This is a genomic window from Acinetobacter sp. NigerLNRRAM0016 (genome assembly GCF_054112845.1).
Genome location: NZ_JBSYVT010000034.1, coordinates 24,432 through 32,441, shown reverse-complemented (window position 1 = coordinate 32,441; position 8,010 = coordinate 24,432). Strand labels below are relative to the sequence as shown.

Below are 8,010 nucleotides of genomic sequence, written 5' to 3'. Positions count from 1 at the left end.
TTAACTGCGGTAAAAATGCTTTCAATAAGGAATCAATTTATTATTAAGCAGCACCTCTCCCATAATCTTTAAACGCAAACAGAGAATGCAAATTTTCATGCATCAACTGTATTGGTAAGATTTAATAAGATATATCTTAATATATCTTTCATGTTTTTTCATCTCTGAATTTGCCTAGATAAATGATTCTCCCTTTTGCTCTAAATCTTCTTCTAAAAAAATATCAATAAATCAGCAGCTAATTTTTTATCAGACCATCAAAATAATTTTGCTAGTAGCACATCTTTAGATAATTTTTTCAGCTGAGTGAACCCAAGTCCATTCACACGCACTTTGGACTCCATATACCTCTGATTGTTTTAGATCTAGCAACCCCTTAAATGCAATGCAGTTCAAATTGCAGTAAAATCCGACTATAATTGCTGCTTAAACCTTATCTTGCAGTTATTTCGGACATTATGAGCAAACATGATTCATCGCTTTCTAAAGATCAGTACAACTTACTGAAAGCCTTTAAAAAGCAAATCAATCATCCCCAATCAACTTCGGTTGCACAGCAGGCTGAATCTCAAAAGCAGACTGCAGCAGCTGAACCCGATGATGCCGAACTCTTTCTAAAATCCATGCAAGGCGTGCAAAAAATGGATGCAGGCAATGCTGCGCCTATTGCTAAAACTCCGAAAAAGAAATTGGATGCGCAAGTGCTGGCAAAGCGTGCAGCAGCGGTAGGTCCAACTGAGTCTGAAATGACCGAACTTTCAGACACGCAAGCCATGCTCAACCCTGTGGCAAGTCAAGCCAATTTGAGTTATCGCATAGCAACCTTGCAACATAAGGTTTTTGAAGATTTAAAAGCAGGGAAATTACGCTGGTTTGAAGCCGTGGATTTACATGGCTGTACCATCGAACAAGCGCGTGCAGCAGTCCTGCAAATTATTCAAATGGCAAAAGATGAAAATCAGAATGTCATTAAAATTGTGCATGGCAAAGGACCAGAAGCGATTTTAAAAACCTATGTGAATGGCTGGTTACGTCAACATCGTGACGTACTTGCCTTCGTCAGTGCACCTGATAATCAGGGTGGCACGGGTGCAGTTTTAGTTCTCCTAAAACGCTCAGAGAAAAATCCGAAGTACAATCAGTAATCGGATTTTGATATTAAACACGGCATTGTTACGGTTTTCTGGTACAATGCCGTCCTTGTTCAATATAAGAGTAAGTGAAAACGTCTTATGTCTATGCAGCAATCCTACGCAAATATTTTAACTGCCGTTGGTGAAGACCTAAATCGTCCAGGTTTGGTTGATACACCTGTGCGTGCTGCTAAAGCGTTTTCGTATTTAACGTCTGGTTATAGTAAGACGCTAGAAGAAGTCACCAATAAAGCGGTGTTCCCTTCGGACAACCGTGAAATGGTCTTGGTGAAAAATATTGAATTTTATTCGCTTTGCGAACACCATCTCCTTCCATTCTATGGTCGTGTACATATTGCCTATTTACCTGAAGGTCATGTGCTTGGCTTATCGAAATTCGCCCGTATTACTGAAATGTTCGCACGTCGTTTGCAAATTCAAGAAAACTTGACTCAGCAAATTGCCGAAGCGGTTGCCGAAGTTACGCAAGCCCGTGGTGTTGCCGTGGTGATTGATTCTGCGCATATGTGCATGATGATGCGTGGTGTCGGTAAACAAGAATCGACGACGCGTACTGTTTCCTTTGTCGGTGAGTTCAAAACTGATAAAGAATCACGTCGTGAATTCCTCAGTGCTGTGCCAGAAAGTTATTAATTCACTCAAAAGAATTGCAAAAATAAACCCCGAATCTTTCGGGGTTTATTTTTATGTTATAGCGAACGCTGATTCACACGTTTCGACAACTGCTCTGCGGTTTCAACACGTTCTGAATAACGATCAGTCAGATAGGCGGATTGTCCACGGGTCATTAACGTAAATTTATACAACTCTTCCATCACGTCCACAATGCGCGTGTAGAAAGAGGAAGCTTTCATGGAACCATCTTCTTCAAATTCCAAGAATGCTTTGGGAATAGAAGACTGGTTTGGGATGGTGATCATACGCATCCAACGTCCTAGAATACGCATTTGATTAACCGCATTAAACGATTGCGAACCACCACATACTTGCATCAAAGCCAGTGTTTTACCTTGTGTAGCACGAATCGCTCCTGCGGCCAGCGGAATCCAGTCAATCTGCGCTTTAAAAATCGAACTCATAGAGCCATGACGCTCTGGTGAACACCAAACCATGCCTTCTGACCAAGCCAACAGCTCATGCAATTCTTTGACTTTTACATGCTCCAGATCCGCATCTTCTGGCAAGGGTAAACCTTTAGGATGGAAAATTCTGACTTCAGCACCGAAGTATTCCAGAATTCGACCTGCTTCTTGCACTGCCAAACGGCTATACGAACGCTCACGGTTTGAACCATACAACAGCAAAATGCGTGGTGGATGCTCAATGGTTTTTGCTTGTACCTGTTCTAGGGTTGGCTTTGGTAATAACGCTAAATCAATATTGGCTAAACTCATCCCAAAACCTCTGTTTTAAAATATTTTTTTCGCAACCACAACGACACACTGACTAATGCAATCAGCACAGGCACTTCCACCAAAGGACCAATCACTGTGGTAAATGCCACAGGAGATGCCAATCCAAAGGTTGCAATCGCAACAGCCAATGCCAATTCAAAGTTATTGCCTGCAGCCGTAAAGGAAATTGCAGTGGTACGTGCGTAGTTGTTGCCCATCCATTTGCTCATAAAGAAACTGATAAAGAACATCACTATGAAATAAATGGTCAATGGAATCGCGATCCGCAATACATCCATCGGTAAGCTGACCACTTCACCACCCTTGAGGCTGAACATTGCCACAATCGTGAACAGTAAAGCCATTAAACTGAGTGGTCCAATTTTTGGCAGGAAATGGCTTTGATACCAGACCAATCCTTTTTGTTTGACTAAAATCAGACGGGTTAAAAAACCCAATAAAAATGGAATGCCCAAATAGATCAATACTGCTTGAGTAATCATCCAAAAACTGACCTGAATGACTTGTGCCTCAACACCAAAATACGGTGGCAAGAAACTCAAGAACAACCATGCATAACTGCTGAAGAATAAAATCTGGAAAATACTATTGAATGCGACTAAAGCTGCAACATATTGATTATCTCCACAGGCCAGATCATTCCAGACCAAAACCATGGCAATACAACGTGCCAGACCAATTAAGATCAGTCCAGTCATGTATTCAGGATAAGACTGTAGAAACACGATCGCCAAGACAAACATCAAGCATGGTGCAATCAACCAGTTTTGTACCAGTGACAGTGTCAAGGTGCGTTTATCTTTAAACACCTCAGGCAAGGCAGCATAGTCCACCTTCGCCAACGGTGGATACATCATGACAATCAAGCCAATCGCAATCGGAATATTGACTGAACCCACATGCATTTGATCTAAAGCAACTGACGCTTGAGGAAAAAATACCCCGATTGCTACCCCAAGTGCCATGGCAATAAAAATCCACAAGGTCAAATTGCGGTCTAAAAAAGAAAGTCTGGACGTCGACATGTGTATTCTCAATCTGGGAGATTTTAATGATGGTGTTATTAAATTCGAGCTGATAAGACTCGAATGGCTTAAACCCTTTTAGACTGTTCTCAGAAAGATAGGCGATCAGATCGCCAAATCTTGACCAATAATCAAAGTCTAAATCATTAATTTGAGATGCTTATTCACAATGAACACTGACGGTCGAATTCAAATAAGAATCCTGAGGATTGGCTTCTGCTGTCTTGGCGATAATGGATAACACGTCATTTGCCCATTCTGGTAAGTCTGGATTCACTCGGTAATACACCCACTGCCCTTGACGCTGATCCAATAAAACCGACAAATTTCTTAATAAAGCCAAATGCCGTGAAATTTTTGGCTGACTCAGTTGTAATAGTTCAGTCAACTCACACACACAGACATTTTCTCTTGCCATTACCCACTTCATAATATCCAAGCGAGTTGGGTCAGAGAGACATTTAAAGAAATCAGTTTGATCCATTTTGCAGCCCAAAATTAATGATTGCAAATATACGGATATCCATATATAAATGCAACAGAGTTTATTTTAACGAAAAAAAGATGTCGAAATGATTAAGATCTATCATAATCCTGCTTGTGGTACGTCCAGAAATACCCTTGGTCTGATAAAAAATACAGGCCAAGAACCAGAAATTATCGAATATCTTAAAACCCCGCCTACTAAACAGGAATTGATCGATTTAATCAAGCGTTCAGGCCTCTCAGTTCGTGAAGTTTTACGAAAAAATGTAGCGCCTTATGAAGAGTTACAGCTCGAACAGTCTGCCCATACTGATGAGCAACTCATTGATTTTATGCTGCAATATCCAATTTTAATCAATCGTCCTTTCGTCGTAACAGAGCTTGGCGTAAAATTATGCCGTCCTTCAGAAGTTGTTTTAGATCTTCTGTCTGCCCCACAACGTGGTAGTTTTAGCAAAGAAGATGGTGAATTACTCATCGATGAACAAGGTCAACTGATCAAAAAATAAAATAGACTGTAAAAAAGAAGGCACTTAAAAAGTGCCTTCTTTTATTTTCTTATTTAGAAAAACCGCACATAACCAAAACTCAGTTTATTCCAGTCCTGATGATCTTGCACTTGGTATTCCCAACCCACTCTTAATGCATTTTGCGCATTCAAGGCATATTGCACTTGTGAGTTCAATCGAACTTGCCATTGATGTGAATCTTCCCAGTAAGGTAATTCAGCTTGCACAATCGAGTTGATCCGATCGGTCCAAATATTCTGACACCCCACGGTTGGTCCCATCCCCAGACGCCAGCCTTTATCTAAAGATTTTCCGCCTTGCAGATAAGTTTGCATTTGGGCATAGCATAAATTCTCTCGTTTGGCATCGGCATAGCTATAGCCCATTTGGGTTTTTAAACTCACCACACCGTGTTGATCCTGCTCGCTAAACTTGCCTGATGAAGTCAATGCTTCTTGCTGCCAGCCAAAATTAAATCCCCACGTGAGCGGTGTTTTAAATGCCGTAATCGGGTTATAAGAATTCACGGTGAGAAAGTCAAAATGCTCCAGTTTCAACTCATCCCGACGGTATTGAATCGAGCCATCCCAAAATAAGAGTTGCGTGCCCACACGATAACCACCTTGCGGATCAATTAAATCGTGATAAGCCTGTCGATGTCCCAGTTCAATAAATTCATCACCCTGCACAGTACCCGCTTTGAACGAGAAATAACGTGCATCATGTGATTGCGTCGGATCAATGCGTGGTCGCTCAGGTGCTTGGCGCTGTTTATCTAGATCAATCTCACTACGTAAGGTTAATAATTCACGTAAGTTAGGTTGGGCAAAAGCCACATCAACTTTTTGCGCCACGAATTGGAGATACAAATCGTCATAGGCCATTTCTAAAATTTTGGCACGATCCACTGCTGAATAAGGTGTCAGAATATCCACGCGTTGCTTTTGCTCTGCAAAGGCCACCTGATGTGCTGTTTGTGCAAGGCGCTGTCCATGCTGTCGGGCTTGCGCCAATAATTGCGTTTCCAATGCTGGACGATAAACCGTTTCACTGACTATGCCTTGTTGATCTATGGCTTTAATGGTCTGCATCGGAATTGCAGCCACTTTAAACTGCTGTTTAAGGTTGAGTTCTGGTCGAACCAAATCAATCAAGCCCAATAAACGGTAAGCACAATTATCACTGACGAAATAATACGGGAAACTCACATGCTGCATTTCCCAAATATGTTGCACCAAAAACCGAGTTTCTTCAGGGCTTAAATTGAGTTCATACTCCCATAAATCACGGCTTTCCAAATCCCCGTATTCTTTTACCTTGCGGTAATAAGGCATTAAGGAATATTCACCTGGATACTGTCCCGTTAAGCCTTTCCAAGCAAAAGACCAGCCATCTGAACCCACCACAGTCGCTGCATAATTTACAGCATAAGATACAAGATTTAACTGCTTTTGGTCTTTGGGATCGAGGCGCAGTAAAGTATGTCCAAACATCGAACTCGGATTACCCATAAAGTCCGTTGCATAAATTAAAGTCGCTTTATAAGGTTTAATTTCACCAAGCCATTTGTCTAATTCAGGACATTCAACTTTTGGTAAATCTGTCGCTGGAATATTCAGTTGCTTGATTAACCATTGACTGCGTGCTGGAAATTTACAACGTACAGATTGATTCGGCGCTGCGGATAAGAACAATGCTTCGATATTGGCATTTAATTCATTTTGTAAATGTCCGCCTCTTTCTGGGCTAAGAAAGTAACCTGCATAGTGAACTTCACTTTGCCCTTTGGCATTGGCATACATTAATCTTTGCCAAGTTGTCTCTTGCGCCAGATGTTTCTGGGTCGCCATTTCAACATAGTGGATAGATGATGTCGGTTCAACGGCATACGCCAGACTAGAACCGAATAAAGCCGTAAATAAAGCAATCTTTTTCATTCAAATTTAATTTTTTTAGATATAAAAAACCCTGTCTTGTTGACAGGGTTTTATAAGAATCAATTAGACGTAAGCTTTGAGAACTTCATCTTTAGCCATGACAGACTGTAACGATGTCAAAACTTTGTAGGAATCTTTATTCTCTGTAGAGTAAATTTCAGCAAAGTTTTGCTTAGATACTGCGAAGAAACGAGCTTTATCTTCTGCTTTAATATTGAGTAATTCAGCCAAGACATTCAAACTTTCACCCTGACCAACCGCCATATCACGTGCCAGTGCTTCTGCATTTTCATTAGTAAAAGTGACAGCTTGTGCAGTGACTGTGCCCGAACCACTACAACCGAGAGTACCAAAAGTGATACCAAATAATTGGTTAAGGAAGATAGTATTTGTTGTAGCGGCAAGTAATTTCGGCACTTTACCTGATTGACCCGCCCAAATCTCAGAACCAATACCACAACCTGCATCGCTATCTGCAAATGCTGCTGTAGAACCTATTGCTAATACTGCTGCTAACGCTACTTTTTTTAACATCGCACTTCTCCAGAATTATTCTCTGAGTGTTCTAATTATTTACATGTAATGATGGATTACACAAACTTAGATTATCCGTATATCTCTAATAACGCAAAACAATTTATACCAAAGTTATAAAATTCATTTTAACCATCTGAAATCAATCATTATTTAGCTTCCAGTAGCCTTGTAAATCCCGTGTTCCAAGTATTTTCAACACCAGAACTAAACTGAGCAATAACAACAAGTACCATGAACCGAGCTTGCCCCATCCGACCATGTGCCAAGCATCTACCTGACTGGGATACAGCCAGATTTTATAAAAGGTACTGACATTCTCAGCAATCCAGATAATAAAAGCCAATAGCCATAAAATCGGCAACATTGGCAGTTGTATGCTGTGATGCTGCAACTCAAAACGAATGTTGGTTTTCCAGAACATCTGCACACTCCAGCCAAACAATACATAGCGAATATCTGGAATAAAGAACTTGCTCATGAAGTTAATATAAGACAATACCGCCAAGATCAGCATGTGGCTAAATTTGGGTAGAGCCTCAAATGCCACATTATACAGGCGTAAGGAACGTGCAAAAAAACTGCCTACAGCAGAGTACATAAAGCCAGCAAATAAAGGTACGGTCCACAATTTAAAGATTGCTGGTTGAGGATATTGCCAAGACGCAATTGCAGGATGAGTCAGGAAAATTTCCATCCCCATCGCCAGAATATGGAACAGTGCAATGACTCTGGCTTCAGCCCATGACTCTAATTTTAAATATAACAAACAACATTGAATAATCAGCGCATAAAACAATAAATAGTCATAGCGATAAAAACCGTAATGCTGTTCATAGCCTAAAGGGGCTGTCACTACAAAAGCGATGAGCAATAAAATTCCAAATAAGGCAGCCGAAGCTGCCTTAGAGGAAAATTCAAAACAAGATTGAGCGATGCGTAACACGATA

The 8,010-nt window shown here is 40.8% G+C and carries 9 protein-coding genes; 3 read left to right on the top strand and 6 right to left on the bottom strand.

Annotation, left to right across the window (positions count from 1 at the left end; translation table 11 throughout):
* Positions 1 to 458 precede the first annotated feature (458 nt).
* Both ACWQ4X_RS16100 and folE read left to right on the top strand, forming a co-directional pair.
* Positions 459 to 1,145, top strand: a complete 687-nt coding sequence (locus tag ACWQ4X_RS16100) for a Smr/MutS family protein (RefSeq protein ID WP_142768147.1) — start codon at positions 459 to 461, stop codon at positions 1,143 to 1,145.
* Positions 1,146 to 1,238: 93 nt separating this feature from the next.
* Positions 1,239 to 1,787, top strand: coding sequence for a GTP cyclohydrolase I FolE (gene folE, locus ACWQ4X_RS16095; protein ID WP_171334055.1), 549 nt, complete (start codon positions 1,239 to 1,241; stop codon positions 1,785 to 1,787).
* 56 nt (positions 1,788 to 1,843) lie between these two features.
* Here folE and arsH read toward each other — a convergent pair whose 3' ends face one another.
* From arsH to ACWQ4X_RS16080, 3 genes are all read right to left on the bottom strand, one after another.
* Positions 1,844 to 2,548 carry an arsenical resistance protein ArsH gene (arsH, locus tag ACWQ4X_RS16090; RefSeq protein WP_457904318.1) on the bottom strand — a complete coding sequence of 235 codons (705 nt, stop codon included), beginning with the start codon at positions 2,546 to 2,548 and terminating at the stop codon, positions 1,844 to 1,846.
* Positions 2,545 to 3,594, bottom strand: a complete 1,050-nt coding sequence (arsB, locus tag ACWQ4X_RS16085; RefSeq protein WP_457904317.1) for an ACR3 family arsenite efflux transporter — start codon at positions 3,592 to 3,594, stop codon at positions 2,545 to 2,547. Before arsB ends, arsH begins: the two co-directional genes overlap by 4 nt.
* 160 nt (positions 3,595 to 3,754) lie before the next feature.
* Complete coding sequence (locus ACWQ4X_RS16080) at positions 3,755 to 4,078, bottom strand: ArsR/SmtB family transcription factor (RefSeq protein ID WP_100241405.1); 324 nt, start codon at positions 4,076 to 4,078, stop codon at positions 3,755 to 3,757.
* A gap of 88 nt (positions 4,079 to 4,166) precedes the next feature.
* Here ACWQ4X_RS16080 and arsC point away from each other — a divergent pair, with 88 nt between their 5' ends.
* A complete protein-coding gene (gene arsC, locus ACWQ4X_RS16075; protein ID WP_457904316.1) occupies positions 4,167 to 4,589 on the top strand; it encodes an arsenate reductase (glutaredoxin) in 423 nt (140 codons plus the stop codon).
* Between the two features lie 53 nt (positions 4,590 to 4,642).
* Here arsC and ACWQ4X_RS16070 read toward each other — a convergent pair whose 3' ends face one another.
* From ACWQ4X_RS16070 to ACWQ4X_RS16060, 3 genes are all read right to left on the bottom strand, one after another.
* A complete protein-coding gene (locus ACWQ4X_RS16070) occupies positions 4,643 to 6,526 on the bottom strand; it encodes a DUF7840 domain-containing protein (protein WP_457904315.1) in 1,884 nt (627 codons plus the stop codon).
* 63 nt (positions 6,527 to 6,589) lie between these two features.
* Positions 6,590 to 7,060 carry a DUF3015 family protein gene (locus tag ACWQ4X_RS16065; protein WP_100241408.1) on the bottom strand — a complete coding sequence of 157 codons (471 nt, stop codon included), beginning with the start codon at positions 7,058 to 7,060 and terminating at the stop codon, positions 6,590 to 6,592.
* Positions 7,061 to 7,202: 142 nt separating this feature from the next.
* Positions 7,203 to 7,997 (bottom strand): DUF817 family protein, encoded by a 795-nt coding sequence (locus ACWQ4X_RS16060; protein ID WP_457904319.1) that lies wholly within the window; start codon positions 7,995 to 7,997, stop codon positions 7,203 to 7,205.
* Positions 7,998 to 8,010: the final 13 nt, after the last annotated feature.

Coding starts and splice junctions, on each gene's coding strand:
- ACWQ4X_RS16070 (WP_457904315.1), bottom strand. CDS start 6,526: ATGAAAAAGATTGCTTTATTTACGGCTTTATTCGGTTCTAGTCTGGCG.
- ACWQ4X_RS16100 (WP_142768147.1), top strand. CDS start 459: ATGAGCAAACATGATTCATCGCTTTCTAAAGATCAGTACAACTTACTG.
- ACWQ4X_RS16065 (WP_100241408.1), bottom strand. CDS start 7,060: ATGTTAAAAAAAGTAGCGTTAGCAGCAGTATTAGCAATAGGTTCTACA.
- ACWQ4X_RS16080 (WP_100241405.1), bottom strand. CDS start 4,078: ATGGATCAAACTGATTTCTTTAAATGTCTCTCTGACCCAACTCGCTTG.
- folE (WP_171334055.1), top strand. CDS start 1,239: ATGCAGCAATCCTACGCAAATATTTTAACTGCCGTTGGTGAAGACCTA.
- arsB (WP_457904317.1), bottom strand. CDS start 3,594: ATGTCGACGTCCAGACTTTCTTTTTTAGACCGCAATTTGACCTTGTGG.
- arsH (WP_457904318.1), bottom strand. CDS start 2,548: ATGAGTTTAGCCAATATTGATTTAGCGTTATTACCAAAGCCAACCCTA.
- arsC (WP_457904316.1), top strand. CDS start 4,167: ATGATTAAGATCTATCATAATCCTGCTTGTGGTACGTCCAGAAATACC.